This is a genomic window from Nocardiopsis suaedae (assembly GCF_027706745.1).
GTDB lineage: Bacteria > Actinomycetota > Actinomycetes > Streptosporangiales > Streptosporangiaceae > Nocardiopsis_A > Nocardiopsis_A suaedae.
Genome location: NZ_JAQFWP010000036.1, coordinates 1 through 17,503, shown reverse-complemented (window position 1 = coordinate 17,503; position 17,503 = coordinate 1). Strand labels below are relative to the sequence as shown.

Sequence of the window (17,503 nt, the reverse complement as noted above, 5' to 3'; positions counted from 1 at the left end):
CGGCCGCGGGCCCGGGGTCAGTCGCGGCGGAAGGTCATGGTGGTGCGCCCGAGGCTGATGCGGGTCCCGTCGACCAGCCCGACTCGGCGCACCTGCTGTCCGTTGACGAAGGTGCCGTTGGTGGAGCCGAGGTCGACCAGCACGGCCTCGTCGTCCTCCAAGCGGATCTCCGCGTGGTGCCGGGAGACGCCGTTGTCCACCAGCCGCAGGTCGCAGTCGGTCCCCCGGCCCAGGAGGGTGACCGGAGTGGTGAGCTCGAAGGACTGCTGCATCCCCTGCCCGGCGGTGGTCCCCTCGGTGGCGGCGCCGCCGGGGGAGATGAGCAGCCGGGGCTTGCCCGGGGCGGACTCGGCGCCGCGCGGCGGGTCGCCCACCGGGCGCCGGATCTCGCCGCTCTCCACGGTGGAGCCGCGCACCACGCCCGAGCGGATGCGGAAGCGGCCCGTCTGCAGTTCGGCGTCGGAGGTGAAGTGCACGCGCACCGGGCCGACGAAGGAGTAGCCCTGCTCGGTGGCGTAGTCCCGGGCCAGCTTGGCGAGCTCTTGGCCGATGCTGTCGGCCATGGCGTCCATCTGCTCGCTGTCGCCCGCGGACAGCTCGACGATGAAGTCGTTGGGGACCAGGGTGCGCCCCTGGGCGACGATGGCCGCCCGCTCGTCCATCTCCCGCTGTACGGCGCTGGCGATCTCGACGGGCTCGAGCTTGGACTTGAAGGCCCGCGCGAAGGTGCCTTCGATCATGCCCTCAAGGCGCCGCTCGAAGCGTTGGAGCACTCCCACGAGGTACCTCCCTTACTCCACTCCGGTCTAGAACGATCGTAACCGGGTAACCGCGTCCACTGTTTCACGTGCGTCGGCCGCACCGCCCCGGAGGGGGCCGCGCGCTCCGGGCGGCGTGCGGGCCGCACGGAAAAACGTGTGCGGAGCGGTCCCCGGGCCGTGCTAGTCTTTTTCCTGTCGCCAAGCGGACGGCACCGGGGAGGACCGGAAAGGTCCGGGTACCGAACGCACGGGGACACACCCCATGTATATGTCACTCGGGCGGGTGGCGGAACGGTAGACGCGCACGGTTCAGGTCCGTGTGTCCGAAAGGACGTGAGGGTTCAAATCCCTCCTCGCCCACAGGAGAGGGCCCCGTTTCCGGAGAGATCCGGAAGCGGGGCCCTCGTTCGTGTGCGGTCGGTGTGGTCCGGGCGGGCGCCCGGGGCGCCTGCGGCCGCATGATGGGGGTGCGGCCGGAAGCGGCCCCGGGGCGGCCCTTGCGGCCGGGTCAGGGGGCCAGCACGGCGCCCATCTTCTCGTAGCGGTCGATCTCGCAACCGCCGGACTTGTTGAACTCGGTGGACACGTCGGTCTCGCCCACGTGGCCCTCCACCCGGGCGACCTCGGGGCCGCCCATCTCGTAGGTGCAGGCCTGGTCCTCGGGGACCTCCTCGAAGCCCTCGGCGCCGACCTCTTCCAGGTCGGCGCAGGCCGCCTCGGGGTCGGGGTGGTCGCCGCCGGCGGGGCCGCAGGTGAGGGTCCAGTCCGTGGGCTCGGTGTCGCCCTCGGCGGGCGGGTCGTCGGCGTAGGTGATTTGGATGGTCAGCTCGGTCGTCGGGGCCGCTCCGGAGCCGGAGCCCCCGGAGCCGGAGTCGTCGTCCGGTGTGGTGACCGTGGTCCCCCCGCACGCGGCGGCCGTGGCGACCACGGCCGCGAGCGCGCCTGGGAGGACCACTGCGGTCGCAAGGCTATGCGTGCGCATACCCTTTTGACGCGGGGCGCCCGCGGGCGGTTCCCACCGCCGTGCGTTCCCCCGGCGGCCCCGGCCAACCGACGTCGTGATGAGGGGTAGACCCTGGTGTTCGAGCAGAGCGTTCCCGTGGTCGAGGTCGGCACGGTGCCCGAGGACGGGTACCTGCTGGACGTGCGGGAGCAGGACGAGTGGCAGGCGGGCCGTGCGCCGCAGGCGGTGCACATCCCGCTGAGCGAGCTCGCCGCGCGCGCGGGGGAGGTGCCCCGGGACCGCCAGGTGTACGTGGTCTGCCGGGTCGGGGGCCGCTCGGCCCAGGCGGTGCAGGCGCTCAACGAGGCCGGGTGGCGGGCGGCCAACGTGGCCGGGGGCATGCAGGCCTGGGCGCTGGCGGGCCGCCCGATGGAGGCCGACGGCGGCGCCGACCCCCAGGTGGTCTGACCCGCGTGATCCGCGGGCCGCGCGGTGGCACTATGGCCGGGTGATCCCCGATGGCCCGGACGTGAGCGCCGACGCGGTCCTGGCGTCCTGTCCGGACGCGATCGTCGCCGTCGACGCGCGGATGCGCGTGGCGGTGTGGAACGCGGCGGCCGAGCGGCTGTTCGGCTGGTCGGCCGCCGAGACGCTGGGCCGCCCCGCCCCGATCGTCCCCGGCGAGCTGCTCGCCGAGGAGCACGCGGTGCTGGAGCGGACGCGCGCCGGTGAGCCGGTCTCCGTGCTCACCCGGCGGCTGCGCCGCGACGGCACCGCGGTGGACGTGCGGGTGGACACCGGCCCGCTGCGCACCGCCGACGGCGCCCCCGCCGGGTGGCTGCAGGTGTTCCGCCGGGACGCCGACCACGGGGAGCTGCGCTCGCACGCGGCCGAGCGGGCCCGGCTGGTGCGGCGGCTGACCGACGTGGCCGCCGACATCAACGCCGACCTGGACCTGGGCGCGGTGCTGGACCGGATCGCCCGCAGCCTCACCGAGCTGACCGGCGCCGACGCCGGGGGGTTCGCGCTGATCGAGGGGGACCGGCTGCGCCTGGTCAGCCTGAGCGGGCTGTCGGAGCACCTCAAGGGCTACACCGCGCCCCTGGAGTCGAGCCTGTTCGGGGAGCTGCTGCGCAGCGGCCGCTCCGTGCTGCTCGCCACCGACGACACCCGCAGCCTCGACGACCTCATCTGGGCCGACCTGGACGGCCTGCACACCATCGCGCTGGGGGTCTCCTCGGTGCAGGGGCGGCCCTACGGCGCCCTGTACGCCCTGTACAGCGGGCGCAGGGTCGGCCACGTCGAGCTGGAGCTGCTGGAGCTGCTCGCCGCGCACGCCGGGGTGGCCCTGGGCAACGCCATGGCCTACCAGGAGATGGTGCGCCGCCGCGCCAAGGAGCACGCGGTGGTCGAGTCCAGTGCCGACGGCATCGCGGTGCTCGACGGCGAGGGCCGGGTGCGCAAGTGGAACCGGGCCGCCGCCGAGCTGACCGGCGTCCCCGCGGCGCGGGCGGCCGGGCGCCCGCCGCCCTTCCCGCTGCCCGAGGGGGAGGGCGCCTCGGTGCGGCACCGGCTTCCGGGGGGTCGCTGGCTGGAGATCCTGGTGACCGGAATCAGCGGCACCGAGGAGCGCGTGGTCGACTTCCGGGACGTCACCCAGGCCAAGGAGCTGGAGGAGGAGAAGGACCTCTTCATGGCCACGGCCGGGCACGAGCTGCGCACCCCGGTCACCGTGGTGCAGGGGTTCGCCGGGACGCTGGTGCGGCGCTGGGAGCAGCTCGACGACGCGGCCCGCAAGGACGCGGTGCGCACCATCGCCGAGCGCTCCTCGGTGCTGGCCCGGCTGGTGGAGAACCTGCTGCTGGGGTCGGCCGCCGGGGGCGACCTGCGGGTCGGGGCCGAGGCGTTCGACCTGCGGCGGCTGCTGGAGGAGGCGGCCGGGGCGTTCTCCTCCTTCTCCCCGCGGCACACCCTGTGCCTGGAGGCGTCCGAGCCGCTGCCCGCCGCGCTGGGCGACCCGGTGGCCACCGACGTCATCCTGGGCCAGTTGCTGGAGAACGCGTTCAAGTACTCGCCCGACGGCGGGCGGGTCCGGCTGCGTGCCGGGGTGGACGGCGGCCGGCTGGTGGTGGACGTCGAGGACGAGGGGGTGGGCATCGCCCCCGGGGACGAGGAGCGCATCTTCGGCCGGTTCGTCCAGGGCGAGGCGGGGGACCGGCGCCGGTTCGGCGGGATCGGGCTGGGCCTGTACATCGTGCGCCGCCTGGCCCGCGCCCAGGGCGGGGACGTGACCGCCTCCGCGCGCGCCCTTGGGACGCGGATGAGACTGACATTACATTCGGCGCCCCCCGTCGGTGGTCCGGAGGCCGGGGGCGCCGGGGAGGGCGGGGTTTCGGTCCCGGGGGGCCTCCGGCCGGAGCCGGACGAAGGCCCGGACCAGGGGTGCTGAGGTGTTTCCCCACCCCGTGAACGGGGCATTTCGGCCCTGGCGGGCGTCAAAGCCGATGCTTTGCCGATAACCGGCGAAAGACGGACCGAGTTTTTCGGGAGACGGGGCGCGAGATGGACGGCTGCTGTTCCGCCGGTGTGCGGGGCGAGGTACGGGAGGACGACATGGCGAGGACGGTACTCGTGCCGTACGCGCCGTCGAGTGTCACCAGCGCGCGGCAGCGGCTCTGCACCGAGCTCGAAGAGGGCGGTCTGGACGCCCCGCGCGTCAACGACGCCGCGCTGGTGCTGAGCGAGCTCCTGAGCAACGCCCTGCGGCACGCCTCCCCGCTGCCCCCGCCCTTCCCGCCCGACTCGGTCCAGGTGGCCTGGGACGTGGAGACCGCCGCCTCGGGCCGGGTCCGCCTGGAGATCCGGGTCCGCGACGGGGGCGCGTCCACGCTGCCGCGCATCGCCCGCCCCTCCCCGTCCGCGCTCGGCGGCCGGGGCCTGGGCATCGTCGAGCACCTCGCCCGCCGCTGGGGCACCGAGGTGGACGGCTCGGTCACCACCGTGTGGGCGGTCCTGGAGCTGGGCGACGGGGAGGACGGCGCGGTCCCGGCGTTCGTATCCTCCCGAACGCGCGTGATGTCCGGGTGATGAGGCGAAACACCGGTCACCAGGTGGCCAGCTCCGCGCCGTGCCGCTACAGTCACGACTGTGGAGTTGAAGATATCGAGTCAGTCTCACGCGGATCACGCGGTGGTAACCGTTCGCGGTGAGGTCGACCTGTACACGGCACCGCAATTGCACAGCGCCCTCGTCGACGCGCTCGACGACGGGGCACGCCGCCTGGTGGTGGAGATGTCCGGGGTGGAGTTCTGCGACTCCACGGGCATGAACGTGCTGCTGTCGGCCATGAAGCGCTCCCGCGAGCAGGGCGGCGACCTCGTCCTCGCCGCGCCGCGCCCCGCGGTCACCAAGATCCTGGAGGTCACCGGCCTCGACGGGGTCTTCACCGTCGCCGACTCCACCGACCTCCCGGACCAGGCCTCCACCACCGCGCCCTAGATCCGGCCCAGATCCCCGTTGATCTCGGGAAAATCGACGCTATGACCGTGCGTGTAGCGTCGTTTCCCCCGAGATCAGCGCCGGTCCAGATTCGTGGAAGTCCCGCCAGCCTTCCGGAGGCGCCGATGGGCAGTGCCGAGCACCGGCCGGGAGTCGCGGCCGTGATCCCCGCCAAGGACGAGGCCGAGCGGATCGGCGCCACCGTGCACGCGGTGCGCTCCCTGCCCGGTGTGGACCTGGTCGTCGTCGTGGACGACGGCTCCTCCGACGGCACCGCCGAGGCCGCCCTGGCGGCCGGGGCGCGGGTGCTGCGCCACGCCCGCAACCGCGGCAAGGGCGCCGCCATGGAGAGCGGCGCCGAAGGGGTGCGGCTGATCGAGGCCGGCGCCTCCGGCGGCGGCCCGCCCCGCCACCGCCACCTGCTCTTCCTCGACGCCGACCTGGGCGCCTCCGCCGCCGGTGCCGCCCCGCTGATCGGCCCCGTCGAGCGCGGCGACGCCGACATGGCCGTCGCCCTGTTCCCCGCCACCCGCATGCGCCTGGGCGGCCACGGCTTCGTGGTCCGCCTGGCCCGCGACGGCATCCGCCGCGCCACCGGGTGGGAGCCCGAGCAGCCGCTGAACGGGCAGCGCTGCCTGACCCGCGCCGCCTTCGAGGCCGCGCTGCCGCTGGCGCACGGGTTCGGGGTGGAGACCGGCCTGACCATCGACGTGCTGCACGCGGGACTGCGCGTGGTGGAGGTGGAGGTGCCGCTGGAGCACCGCGCCACCGGGACCGACCTGCGCGCCCAGGTGCACCGGGCGCGCCAGTTCACCGACGTGGGGCGGGCGCTGGCCGCGCGGGAGCTGGGCCCGGCGCTGGCCCGGAGGGCGCGCCGGACCGGACGGGACGCCGCGGCGGCCGTTAGGTCCGTTTCGCGAAAAATCCAGCAAAGTCGCCGTAGAGATTACCGCTAGTCACCTTACGGGGGCCGCGCGTAGCGGTACGCTCGCACCGTGTTGACTTCGATCCTCGCCGCGGTCGGCGTTCTGGCGGGCCTGGCCGGCCTGGCGGTCGGCGGGTACGCGCTCTGGCGCACCCGCAGGGCCGCCGACGACTGCCGCGCCCTGGTGCACCGGCTTCTCCCCGAAGGCAGCGGCGTCGACGTCCGGGCCGTCCGGGACGTCGGCGTGGTCCGCTACGACGCGCTGGAGGAGATGTCCGGCGCCCGCTCGTTCTCCCTGGCCCTGCTCAACGCCGCCGGCGACGGCATCGTCGTCACCTCCATCAACGGGCGCACCGAGTCGCGCACCTACGCCAAGGCGGTGCAGGGCGGCCGCGCCGCCGAGGAGCTCTCGCCCGAGGAGTACCGGGCGATCCGCGCCGCCCGCATGGGGCAGCAGACCGAGTCCGCCGGGTCCTTCCCGGCCCCCGAGGAGGCCGGCGCCGTCCGGCCCGTGGTGCCCGGCGCGCGCGCCGCGGGCGCACCCCCGTCCCGGGGGTAACCTGCGACATATGCCGAACCGCTATGCCTACCTCGGCCCCGAGGGCACCTTCACCGAAGCCGCCCTGCGCGCGCTGCGGCCCGAGGCCGCCGACGCCCAGCTGCTGCCCTGCGCCGGGGTGGACGCCGTGTTCGGCGCCGTGCGCCGCGGCGAGGCCGACGCCGGGGTGGTGCCGCTGGAGAACTCGGTGGAGGGCGGGGTCCCCACCACCATGGCCGAGCTGATCAACGGCGACCCGCTGCTGATCACCGCCGAGGCCGCGGTCCCGGTGGAGTTCACCCTGTTCGCCCGGGACGGCGCGGCCGTCGGCGACGTCAAGCGGGTCGCCACCCACCCGCACGCGCTCGCCCAGTGCCGCCGCTGGCTGTCCCGGCACCTGCCCGACGCCGAGATGCACACCGTCTCCTCCACCGCCGCCGCGGCCCAGTCCGTCGCCGAGCCCGGCTCGCCGTACGACGCCGCGATCTGCGCCCGCATCGCCGGGGAGCGCTACGGGCTGACCGCGCTCGCCTCGGGCATCGGCGACCGCGCCGAGGCGGCCACCCGGTTCGTGCAGCTCTCCCGGCCCGGCCCACCGCCCCCGCCCACCGGCGCCGACCGCACCTCCCTGGTGGCGTTCCTGTCCGCCGACCACCCCGGCGCGCTGGCCGAGCTGCTCGACCAGTTCGCGGTGCGCGGGGTCAACCTCACCCGCCTGGAGTCCCGCCCCACCGGGGACGGGCTCGGCCGGTACTGCTTCTGCGTCGACGCCGACGGGCACGTCGCCGACGCCGCGGTCGGCGAGGCCCTCATGGGGCTGCGCCGCATCTGCACGGACGTGCGCTTCCTCGGCAGCTACCCGCGCGCCGACGAGACCGCCGACCTGACCCCGTTCCTGCCCGCGCGCACCACCGAGGCCGACTTCCAGGAGGCCGCCCGGTGGCTGGAGGACATCCGCGCGGGCCGGGTCTGAGAGACGGCGCCCCGGCCCGCGCGGGCATGGGTGCGCGGCCGCGGGGGTCCCCGCCCCCTTCGGCGGCCGACCGCGCCCCCCCTGCGCACAGCCGGCCCGGGGACCCCCGGCGCCCGCGCCCGCGATCAGGCCTGGAGCCCGACCGCGTGCTCGGTGCGCTCGGTGTTCATCGCGCGCATCAGCTCGGCGCGCACGGCGGCCTCCAGGGCCTCGTCCTCGGGCGCCACCGCGTCGAGCTGCTCCAGCGCGGCCAGGAGCTCGGCCGCCGTCATGGCGCCGAGGGGCTTCATCGGCCAGGTCAGGGTCATCGGGTCCGTCCTCCTCGACTGGCGCGGCGGTCCGGGCCCGCCGTCACCTGTAGAGACCCCGCGGCCCCGGAGCTATGACGCGGTTCCGCGGATCTTTTCCGCGCCGAACATCGCGGCGCACGGATCGACCCCCTCGACCTGCACCCCCATCGTGCGGTGGCGCTCCCAACCGTCCCGGCCCAGCACGAACCGGTGGTCGGTGCGGAGTTCCCCGCGCACGGCGACGCGCACGGTCCCGTCGGGGCGGTAGCCGAGCCTCTCGGTGACCTTCCGGGACGCGGTGCTGCCGTCCAGCACGGAGGTGCGCGCCGACTCGGCGCCCAGTTCGGCGAAGGCCAGGTGCAGCACGGCCGAGCGCATCTCCTTGCCCAGCCCCCGGCCCTGGTGGGCCAGGCCCAGCCAGGAGCCGGTGGACACCTCGCGCGTCACCGCGAAGTCCGTGGAGGCCACCTCCTGGATGCCGATGGGCGCGCCGTCGAGGAAGACGGTGAGCTGCAGGGCCCAGGAGTCGGGGCGCCACTCGGACAGCGTCTTCCAGAAGTGGGTGAGAACGCTGCGGGCGCGTTCGCCGGGCGGGGCGTCGGTCCACGGCTTGACGAAGGGGGTCCGGGCCGGGTCGTGCACCCCCGCCGCGGCGACCGAGCCGAGCGCGTCCAACTCCTTCAGGTCCGGCAGCCGCAGCTCCAACCGGGGTGTGGTGAGCCGCAGCCCGTACAGGGGCCAGTGGTCGAGGTCCATCCGGTGATTGTCCCGCCGCGCGCGGACGGCGCGCCCGCCGGGGCGGTACCCTGCACACGTGATCGACCTCCGTGCTCTCCGAGACGACCCTGACCGCCTCCGCGCCTCGCAGCGGGCCCGCGGGGAAGACGACGCCGTCGTCGACCGCGTGCTGGAGCTGGACTCCGCCCACCGCTCGGCGCTGTCCCGCTTCGAGTCCCTGCGGGCCGAGCAGAAGAGCGTCGGCAAGTCCGTCTCCAAAGCCTCCCCCGAGGAGCGCGAAGGGCTGCTCGCCAAGGCCAAGGGCCTGGCCGCGGACGTCAAGGAGGCCGAGGCCGAGGCCGGGCGGCTCTCCGACGAGCTGGAGCGCGCGCTGGCCGGTGTCCCCAACATCGTGGAGGAGGGCGCGCCCGCGGGCGGCGTCGACGACTTCGTGGTGATGGAGGAGGCCGGGACGCCGCGCGCGTTCGACTTCACCCCGCGCGACCACCTGGAGCTGGGCGAGATGCTCGGCGCCATCGACACCGAGCGGGGCGCCAAGGTCTCCGGCGCCCGCTTCTACTTCCTCACCGGACCGGGCGCCCGGCTGGAGCTGGGGCTGCTCAACATGGCCCTGCAGCAGGCCGTCGCCAACGGGTTCACCCCCATGGTGCCGCCGGTGCTGGTCAAGCCCGAGACCATGGAGGGCACCGGGTTCCTGGGGGCGCACGCCGACGAGGTGTACCGGCTGGCCGAGGACGACCAGTACCTGGTGGGCACCTCGGAGGTGCCGCTGGCCGGGTACCACGCCGGGGAGATCCTGGAGGCGGGGTCCTTCCCGCTGCGCTACGCCGGGTGGTCGTCCTGCTTCCGCCGCGAGGCCGGGTCCTACGGCAAGGACACCCGCGGCATCATCCGGGTGCACCAGTTCAACAAGGTCGAGATGTTCGTCTACGCCCGGCCCGAGGACGCCCACGAGGAGCACCTGCGGCTGCTCGCCTGGGAGCGGGAGATGCTCGACAAGCTGGAGCTGCCCTACCGGGTCGTGGACATCGCCGGGGCCGACCTGGGCGCGAGCGCGGCCCGCAAGTACGACTGCGAGGCGTGGATCCCCACCCAGGGGCGGTACCGGGAGCTGACCTCCACCTCCAACTGCACCGAGTTCCAGGCGCGGCGGCTCGACATCCGCTACCGGGACGCCGACGGCAAGCCGCGGTTCGCCGCGACCCTCAACGGGACGCTGGCGACCACCCGGTGGATCGTCGCGATCCTGGAGAACCACCAGCGCGCCGACGGGTCGGTCGTGGTGCCCGAGGCGCTGCGCCCCTACGTCGGCCTGGACGTGCTGGAGCCCGTCAAGGCCTGAGGCGTCCACGAGGGCGGCCGGGGCGGCCGCCCCGGCACGCGCGAAAAAGGGGGGCCGGTCCTGGGACCGGCCCCCCTTCACCGTTCTCGGCGGCGCCCCGCCGCGTCGTGGGCGCGCGGACGGCGCCCGACCGTACCGCTACAGGTACGGGCCCGACCCCGGGCCGGGGTGGCCCTGCTGGGGGTCCTGGCCCTGCGGCAGCGCCTTGCGCATGTTCTCCAGCTGGGCGCGGGCCGCCATCTGCTGGGCGAACAGCGTGGTCTGGATGCCGTGGAACAGGCCCTCCAGCCAGCCCACGAGCTGGGCCTGGGCGATGCGCAGCTCCGGCTCGCTGGGCGTGTTGCCGTCGGTGAAGGGCAGCGTCAGCCGCTCCAGCTCCTCCACCAGCTCCGGCGCGAGGCCGTCCTCCAGCTCCTTCACCGAGTTCGCGTGGATCTCCCGCAGGCGCGCGCGGCTGGCCTCGTCCAGCGGGGCGGCCTTCACCTCTTCCAGGAGCTGGCGGATCATGCTGCCGATCCGCATGACCTTGGCCGGCTGCTCCACCATCTCGCTGAGCGGCCGCTGCCCCTCGCCCTCCTCGGACTCCCCGCCGTCGGCGCCGTCCTGGCCCCCGGGGCCGACGATGAGCACCTGCGGCTGCTCCTCTTCGCTGAATCCGTTGTTCATAGCAACCCTCACTCGCGGATGGTCGTACGGGGGCTCCGCCCGCCGGGCGGTCCTCAGGACCCGTCCCGCCGGCCGGCGGTGAGCACGATCTTGCCGACATGGGCGCCGGACTCCATGGCCCGGTGCGCCTCGGCGGCCTGCGCGAGCGGCAGCGTCCGGTCCACGACCGGGCGGACCTCGCCCCGCTCCACCAGCGGCCACACGTGCTCGGCCACGCCCGCGACGATACCCGCCTTCTCCTCCACGGGGCGGGAGCGCAGCGTGGTCGCGTGCACCGACTGGCGCTTCACCAGCATCCGGCCCAGGTCCAGCTCGGCCTTGCGGCCGCCCATCAGGCCGATCACCACGAGCCGCCCGCCCACGTTGAGCGAACGCAGGTTCGGGTCGAGGTAGGAGGCGCCCATGATGTCCAGCACCACGTCGGCGCCGGCCCCGCCGGTCTCCTCCTTGACGCGGGACGGGAAGTCCTCGGACCGGTAGTCGATGACGGCGTCGGCGCCCAGCTTCCGGCAGCGCTCCGCCTTCTCCGGCCCCCCGGCGGTGACGAGCACGCGGGCGCCGCGGGCGCGGGCGAGCTGGATCGCGAAGGTGCCGATGCCGCTGGCGCCGCCGTGCACCAGCAGGGTCTGCCCGGCGGCGAGGCCGCCCACCATGAAGACGTTGGACCAGACGGTGGCCGCGGCCTCGGGGAGCGCGGCCGCCTCGACCAGGCCGAGCCCGGCGGGGACGGGCAGCAGCTGTCCGACGGGGACCGCGACGCGCTCGGCGTAGCCGCCCCCGGCGAGCAGGGCGCACACCGGGTCGCCGACCGACCACCCCGCCCCCTCGGTGCCGGGGCCCAGGGCGGCGATGTGCCCGGAGCACTCCAGGCCCGGGTAGACGGACGCGCCGGGGGGCGGCGGGTAGCTGCCCTGGCGCTGGTTGACGTCGGCCCGGTTGACCGCGGTCGCCGCGACGTCGACGAGGACCTCCCCCGGACCCGGAACGGGGTCGGGGACCTCGTTCCAGGAGAGGACGTCCGGGTCGCCCGGCTCAAGGATCTCGATCGCGTGCATGCCATGAAAGCTACCCAGAGCGGAGGTGCGGGCGACACCGTGGGACGGCGTGATCTTCCGGCCACTTCGGGCGGGCGCCCCGCCGGGAGCCGGGGCCGACGCGGACGCGTCCGAGGGAGAGGAGGCGCACAGGAAGGCCGCACAGGAAGGCGCACAGGAAGGCGCACAAGGGTGTCGCGCCGAGCGGGAACCGGGAGGCGGACGGGACGGACTCCCGCGGGCGGTGCACGACGGGCGCGAGGGGACACGGGGTGACCGGTGTGATAGGGGGCAGAGGCGTCAGAGGCGTCGGGAATGAACGGTGTGAGTCCTGGTGGGCAGGGTGCGCGGCGGCAGGAGCCCGAGGTCGGCGGGAGGGCGGGCAAGGGTTCGCCGCGGGCCGCACCCGGCCGGGAGGAAGATGGCGGACCGAGCGAACCATGGGCGCCGGAAGCCCTGTCACACAGGGGAAGACGAGTGCGGCTCGGGCCGCGCGTCACGCCTTGGGCGCTGGGTTTTATCTTTGTTGACTGAGGTGAGAAAACCGACGACGCTGGGTGCCCGAACCCCCTGCTCCCCCTGACCCCCTGCGGGTCTGGGCCCCGGCTTGCACGATCACGCCCCTGATTCGCTTCTTGAGGAGAACCTCCGTGGCACAGAGAGATCACGACGGTCCGGAGCCCCACACTCCGCGTCCGCCGGAGGACGGGCGTGACCATGGGGCGGCCGCCGTGCCGGGGGACGACGTCGACGGCCACGGCTGGTCGGCCGCCGAGGGGCCGGACCAGTGGTTCGGCGACGGGGGCATGCTGCCGCCCCCGCCGTACGCCCTGGACGGGGGTGCGCCGCCGCCCCCGCCGTACGCGGTGCAGGACGCGGGCGGGATGCAGGCGCCCCAGCCGGTGTTCCCCGCTTACACCGACGGGCAGGCGCAGGCGGGCGCCGACCCCTCGGTTCCGGAGGCGCCGGAGGCGTTCGGGACCCCGCAGGTCCCGGAGGAGCCGCAGGCGCCGGAGCCGGAGGCCGCGCAGGCACCATGGGCACCAGAGGTACCGCAGGAGGCGTTCGCTGAAGGGGGGCCCATCGGCGGCGAGCCGCAGCCCCACGCGGCCGGTCCGGAGCCCGCTGTTCCGGAGGCGCCGTACGCCGAATCTCCCGCCCCGTCGTACGACCACGCGGACCAGGGCGTCCCCGCCGGTGCCGAGCAGCAGCCGCTGGATCCGCAGCCGCAGCCGCAGCCGCAGGACCTGCCGGAGGAGACCGTCGCGCTTTCCGAAGGGCCGCAGGCCGCGGGAGAGCCGGACGCCGCACCTTCGGCTCCCCAGGGGGCCGCTGACCCGTCTCCCCTGGGGGCGGGTGGGCCCGCCGTCCCGGAGGCACCGTACGCGGAGCCTCCGGCGCCGCAGCCCGGTCCGAACGCCGCTCCCGCCGACCGTGCCGCGTTCAACGGCGGCGCGCGCGGGGGCGTGCACGGTCAGGAGCAGACGCCGCCGCCCCCGCCTCCGCATGCGCGGCCCACTCCGCCGAACGCACCGCACAACGCGCCGCCGAACGCCCAGCCGAACGCCCAGCCGAACGTGCAGTCGAACCCCCAGCAGCAGGGCCCCGCGGTCCCTCCCGGGCCGCCGCAGGGTCCGCCGCCGCACGGTCCGGGGCCGCAGGGTCCGGGGCCGGGTCCCCGGCAGGGCCCGCCCCCGCAGGCACCGAACCCGAACGCTCCGCACCCGAACGCTCCGCACCCGAACGCTCCGCACCCCGGCCCCCGCCAGGGGCCTCCCGGACCTCCGCCCCAGGGGCAGCAGCCGCCCAGGCCTCCCCAGGGGCCGCACGGCAGACCGCCGCAGGGCCACCCGGCCGGCCCTCACGGGGATCCCCAGGGGCCCCAGGGCGGTCGTCCGCCGCAAGGCCCGCCTGGACCGCAGGGGCCCCAGGGGCCGCCTGGGCAGCAGCGCCCGCAGTACGGGCCTCCGCAGGGGCCGCAGCAGGGTGCTCCGGCGCAGCAGGGGCGTCCGCACGCGCCCATGCCCCCGCAGCCCGACGGCCCCCATGGACAGCAGGGCCCGCAGGGCCCGCAAAGGCAGCAGGGGCAGCCGGGCCCGCAGGGCCAGCAGGGCCAGCCGGGTCAGTACGGTCCTCAGGGTCCTCAGGGGCCGCAGCCTCAGCAGGGCGGCCCCGCGCAGCAGGGAGCGCAGGGGCGGCCGCCGATGCCCCCGGGGCCGCAGCCCGGCCCGGGGGGTCCGCAGGCGCCGCCACCGCAAGAGCCGCAGCCGCAAGAGCCGCAGCCCCAGGCACCGCACCAGGCAGCGCACCAGGCGCAGGCCGCCCCGGTGGCACCGCCTGTGCCCCCTGGGCCCTCTGAGCCCACCGCGCCTTCGGCGGAGTCGGCACCGCCCGCCGACACCGCGCCGCCCGCGCCCGAGCCCGACGGCGCCGCGGAGTCCGCAGGCGTGCCCGTGGGTGAGCGGCGCGGCGGTGACGACGTACCCGAACCCGAGCAGCTCCCTCCCCTGTCCTCGGCCGCCCCCCATTCGGCCGAAGAGCAGGAGAGGCCCACACCCGAGGGTGCTGAGCAGCACGAGGCGTCGTACGAAGGCGGCGGCCCCGAGGCCCAGGATGCCGAGGGCACGCACACGGAAGGCACGGTCGCGGAGGCCGCGGTCGCGGACGGCGGGGAAGCGCCGCTTCCCGACGCCGCGCCGCTGCCGGACGACGACGCGGGTGAGCCCGAGGCCACGATGCGTCTGGCCCCGGACACCGGAGCCGCGTCGGCGCCGCCCGCGGCGGACGATTGGAGCGGCTTCCCGTCCGCCGCCCAGCCCGGGCCGGGCGCGTTCGCGCCTCAGGAGGCGGCTCCGGCGGACGGGGGATACGGGGAACCCGGCACCGGGTCGGACACCGGCGGGCAGCCCGTGTACCGGCTGCCCGAGCCGCAGGCCCCGCAGGACGCGCCGGGAGAGCCGGAGGACTGGGCGTGGACCGAGGCCGAGGAGCCGGACGGCGCCGCCCGGTCCGGGCCGGGGCAGGCGGAGCAGGCCTCCGCCGGGCCGGGTGCCGAGCCGGTCGCCGGACCCGGCGCCGGGCAGGTGTTCGCCGACGGCGATGGGCAGGACGCGGCGGCTGAGCGGGGGCTCTACGGAGAGCCTCCGCAGCCTCCCTATGTTCAGGAGCCGGACGGGGCGGCGGCCTCCGTTCCCGGGAGCGGGGGCGAGCACTCGGGTCAGGCCGAGCCGCAGACGATGGCTTTCGGCACCGGCCCCCAGGCGCCGGTGCAGGAGGCCGACCCGTATCAGGGGCAGCCTGGCCAGTGGGATGGGCGGCAGGCGGACCCGTACGCCTCTGCGGAGCAGGGGCAGCCGCCTGCGGGTGCCTACGGCACCGGCCCGCAGCCCGCGGTGCAGGGCGAGCCTGCCGAATTCTTCGCTGACGAGGCCTACCAACAGGCCGCGGCATACCAGGGTCGGCCTGCCGACGGCGGCGCCTACGAGGGGGACCACCCGTACGCCCCTGCGGAGCAGGTGCAGCCCCCCGCAGGCGCTTATGGCACCGGCCCGCAGCCGGTGGTGTACGGGGAGGGGGCTCACGCCTCTCCTGGCGAGGGCTCCTCCCACGCCGACCCGTATCAGGGGCAGCCTGGCCAGTGGGATGGGCGGCAGGCGGACCCGTACGCCCCTGCGGAGCAGGGGCAGCCGCCCGCCGGCGCCTACGGAACCGGCCCACAGGCCGCTGTTCAAGGGGGATCGCCGTATGCCCCCGGTTATGAGGGGGTCCAGGACCAGGGCGGGCAGCCGCAGCAGTGGGCGTACGACCAGGCACACCCGCCCGTCGACCCCTCCACCCCGGTGCAGGAGCAGTACCCCGACGGGGCCTACACCCAGGCCGACCCGTATCAGAGTGGGGCCGGTCAGTGGGATGCGCAGCAGTACGGCGCGTATGCCCCTGCGGAGCAGGGGCAGCCCCCAGCGGGTGCCTACGGCACCGGGCCCCAGCCTGTGCAGGACCCGGCACAGCAGGGCCAGTGGGGGGATCCTGCACACCAGGGGGGCCAGTGGGGCGACCCCACGCAGCAAGGGCAGTGGGGCGACCCCTCTCAGGCGCAGTGGGGTGCGCCGGTTCAGCAGCCGCCGCAGCCCGAGAGCCCGTACGGTCCCGCCACCGGAGCCCAGCAGCCTTACCAGCAGCCTTACCAGCAGCCCTACCAGCAGCCGCAGCCTGGCTACGCCGCCTACCCCGAGGTGGTCGGCCAGCAGCAGTCCACGAGTGCCGAGGAGCTCGACGCGGAGTCGCTGGTGCGCGGCGGCCCCCGCAGGCGCAAGCCCGGCGGCGGGTGGCGGCGCGCCGTGCACGCCGCCTCGTTCGGGCTGGTCAACCCCGGTGAGTCGGCGGACGAGAAGCGCCGGAACGAGCTGGTGGCGCGCTCCCGCACGCACGTGGCCGGAGGGCACCACCGGGTGGCGGTGCTCAGCCTCAAGGGCGGCGTCGGGAAGACCACCACGACGGTGGCCCTGGGATCGATGCTGGCCTCCCTGCGCGGGGACCGCATCCTCGCGGTCGACGCCAACCCGGACCGGGGCACGCTCTCGGACAAGGTGCGGCTGGAGACGGCGGCCACCATCAGGGATCTGCTCAACGAGCGGCACACCATCACCCGGTACGCCGACATCCGCGGGTTCACCTCGCAGGCGCTGAGCCGGCTGGAGATCCTGGCGTCGGACCGGGACCCGGCCGTCTCCGAGGCGTTCAGCGAGAACGACTACCGCGAGGTGTCGCGGCTGCTGGAGCACTACTACTCCATCTGCATCACCGACTGCGGCACCGGCCTGCTGCACTCGGCGATGCGGGGTGTGCTGGGCATGGCCGACCAGGTGGTCCTGGTCAGCTCCCCGTCGGTGGACGGGGCGCGCAGTGCCAGCGCCACCCTGGACTGGCTGGAGGCGCACGAGTACGGGTACCTGGTGCGCGGCGCCGTAGTCGTGCTGTCGATGGTGCGCACGAGCGGCAAGAGCAGCGTCGACCTCGACAAGCTGGAGCAGCACTTCGCCAGCCGGTGCCGGGCTGTGATCCGGGTCCCGTGGGACCCCCACCTGGAGGAGGGGGCCGAGGTCGACCTGGACCGCCTGGCCCCGGGGACCCGCGACTCCTACCTGCAGCTCGGTGCGACCGTCGGCGAGGCCTTCGCCTGGCCGCGCTGACCCCGACCCACCACCGCGCACCGTCTGGGCCACCCGAGAGGGGCCCAGACGGTGCGCGGTGGTGCGCATTCACTCGTAGGGGAGTCACGCGGTCGCCGTGCCCGGCGGCGAGGGCCGGGCCCGTGCCCCGCTCCGGACGCTGGCCGGGCGGCAGGCCGCCGGGGGTGTGGGGTGGATGGCGACGACGAAGGGCGGCGGCTCTACCTGTTGTTCTGTCGGCTGGCGGGTGGGTGCGTGGTCGGGGTGTTCGGCGGCGACGGCGTGAGCGGGGTGGTTCCCGGGCTTGCTTGCCGGGCGGCGGGTTCCTCGCGGTCCGGGTGGGCGGCTCGGGTGGTTCCCAGCTGACGGACCCCGGCCGGGCGCCGGGCTGCCGGGGTGCGAGGGAGGTGGCGGCGACGACGAAGGTCAACGGCCCTACCTGCTGTTCTGTCGGCCGCCGGGCGTGTGCGTGGTCACCGTTCTTGGCGGCGACAGCGTGAGCGGGGCGGTTCCCTGGGCCTGCTTGCCGGGTGCCGGGCTGCTCGCGGTGCAGGTGGGCGGCTCGGCCGGTGCCCCGCTGACGGGCCCCGGCCGTCCGCCGGGCCGCCGGATGCCCTTCTCGCGATG

At 75.2% G+C, this 17,503-nt stretch carries 14 protein-coding genes, 1 tRNA gene and 1 pseudogene; 10 read left to right on the top strand and 6 right to left on the bottom strand.

The window, feature by feature from the left end:
* Positions 1 to 17 precede the first annotated feature (17 nt).
* Positions 18 to 779 carry an FhaA domain-containing protein gene (locus O4U47_RS18480; RefSeq protein WP_192826419.1) on the bottom strand — a complete coding sequence of 254 codons (762 nt, stop codon included), beginning with the start codon at positions 777 to 779 and terminating at the stop codon, positions 18 to 20.
* A gap of 259 nt (positions 780 to 1,038) precedes the next feature.
* Between O4U47_RS18480 and O4U47_RS18475 the strand changes: the two genes are divergently transcribed.
* Positions 1,039 to 1,121, top strand: a tRNA-Leu gene (locus tag O4U47_RS18475).
* 148 nt (positions 1,122 to 1,269) lie between these two features.
* On the opposite strand, the gene O4U47_RS18470 is transcribed toward O4U47_RS18475, so the two are convergent.
* Positions 1,270 to 1,743 carry an SSI family serine proteinase inhibitor gene (locus O4U47_RS18470; RefSeq protein ID WP_270679143.1) on the bottom strand — a complete coding sequence of 158 codons (474 nt, stop codon included), beginning with the start codon at positions 1,741 to 1,743 and terminating at the stop codon, positions 1,270 to 1,272.
* 96 nt (positions 1,744 to 1,839) lie between these two features.
* On the opposite strand from O4U47_RS18470, the gene O4U47_RS18465 reads away from it, so the two are divergent.
* From O4U47_RS18465 to pheA, 7 genes are all read left to right on the top strand, one after another.
* On the top strand, positions 1,840 to 2,172 hold the full coding sequence (locus O4U47_RS18465; RefSeq protein ID WP_270679142.1) for a rhodanese-like domain-containing protein: 333 nt from the start codon (positions 1,840 to 1,842) through the stop codon (positions 2,170 to 2,172).
* 40 nt (positions 2,173 to 2,212) lie between these two features.
* Positions 2,213 to 4,153, top strand: coding sequence for a PAS domain S-box protein (locus O4U47_RS18460; protein ID WP_270679141.1), 1,941 nt, complete (start codon positions 2,213 to 2,215; stop codon positions 4,151 to 4,153).
* Positions 4,154 to 4,266: 113 nt separating this feature from the next.
* Positions 4,267 to 4,791, top strand: a complete 525-nt coding sequence (locus O4U47_RS18455; protein ID WP_270679140.1) for an ATP-binding protein — start codon at positions 4,267 to 4,269, stop codon at positions 4,789 to 4,791.
* Positions 4,792 to 4,851: 60 nt separating this feature from the next.
* On the top strand, positions 4,852 to 5,202 hold the full coding sequence (locus O4U47_RS18450) for an STAS domain-containing protein (RefSeq protein WP_270679139.1): 351 nt from the start codon (positions 4,852 to 4,854) through the stop codon (positions 5,200 to 5,202).
* 125 nt (positions 5,203 to 5,327) lie between these two features.
* Positions 5,328 to 6,158, top strand: a complete 831-nt coding sequence (locus O4U47_RS18445) for a glycosyltransferase family 2 protein (RefSeq protein WP_270679138.1) — start codon at positions 5,328 to 5,330, stop codon at positions 6,156 to 6,158.
* Positions 6,159 to 6,197: 39 nt separating this feature from the next.
* Positions 6,198 to 6,686 carry a DUF4446 family protein gene (locus O4U47_RS18440; protein ID WP_270679137.1) on the top strand — a complete coding sequence of 163 codons (489 nt, stop codon included), beginning with the start codon at positions 6,198 to 6,200 and terminating at the stop codon, positions 6,684 to 6,686.
* Between the two features lie 10 nt (positions 6,687 to 6,696).
* Complete coding sequence (gene pheA / locus O4U47_RS18435) at positions 6,697 to 7,638, top strand: prephenate dehydratase (RefSeq protein WP_270679136.1); 942 nt, start codon at positions 6,697 to 6,699, stop codon at positions 7,636 to 7,638.
* Between the two features lie 125 nt (positions 7,639 to 7,763).
* Here the strand turns inward: pheA and O4U47_RS18430 are convergent, their stop codons facing one another.
* Both O4U47_RS18430 and O4U47_RS18425 read right to left on the bottom strand, forming a co-directional pair.
* A complete protein-coding gene (locus O4U47_RS18430; RefSeq protein WP_270679135.1) occupies positions 7,764 to 7,946 on the bottom strand; it encodes a hypothetical protein in 183 nt (60 codons plus the stop codon).
* A gap of 72 nt (positions 7,947 to 8,018) precedes the next feature.
* On the bottom strand, positions 8,019 to 8,684 hold the full coding sequence (locus O4U47_RS18425; protein WP_270679134.1) for a GNAT family N-acetyltransferase: 666 nt from the start codon (positions 8,682 to 8,684) through the stop codon (positions 8,019 to 8,021).
* Between the two features lie 58 nt (positions 8,685 to 8,742).
* Here O4U47_RS18425 and serS point away from each other — a divergent pair, with 58 nt between their 5' ends.
* A complete protein-coding gene (gene serS, locus O4U47_RS18420) occupies positions 8,743 to 10,008 on the top strand; it encodes a serine--tRNA ligase (protein WP_270679133.1) in 1,266 nt (421 codons plus the stop codon).
* A gap of 138 nt (positions 10,009 to 10,146) precedes the next feature.
* Here the strand turns inward: serS and O4U47_RS18415 are convergent, their stop codons facing one another.
* Both O4U47_RS18415 and O4U47_RS18410 read right to left on the bottom strand, forming a co-directional pair.
* The gene (locus tag O4U47_RS18415) at positions 10,147 to 10,674 is read right to left on the bottom strand and encodes a bacterial proteasome activator family protein (RefSeq protein WP_270679132.1); all 528 of its coding nucleotides are present in this window, start codon (positions 10,672 to 10,674) and stop codon (positions 10,147 to 10,149) included.
* A 53-nt stretch (positions 10,675 to 10,727) separates the two neighbouring features.
* Positions 10,728 to 11,729, bottom strand: a complete 1,002-nt coding sequence (locus O4U47_RS18410; RefSeq protein ID WP_270679131.1) for an NAD(P)H-quinone oxidoreductase — start codon at positions 11,727 to 11,729, stop codon at positions 10,728 to 10,730.
* A gap of 4,253 nt (positions 11,730 to 15,982) precedes the next feature.
* Here O4U47_RS18410 and O4U47_RS18405 point away from each other — a divergent pair.
* Positions 15,983 to 16,897: pseudogene (locus O4U47_RS18405) on the top strand (MinD/ParA family ATP-binding protein); the annotation flags it as partial.
* Positions 16,898 to 17,503 lie beyond the last annotated feature (606 nt).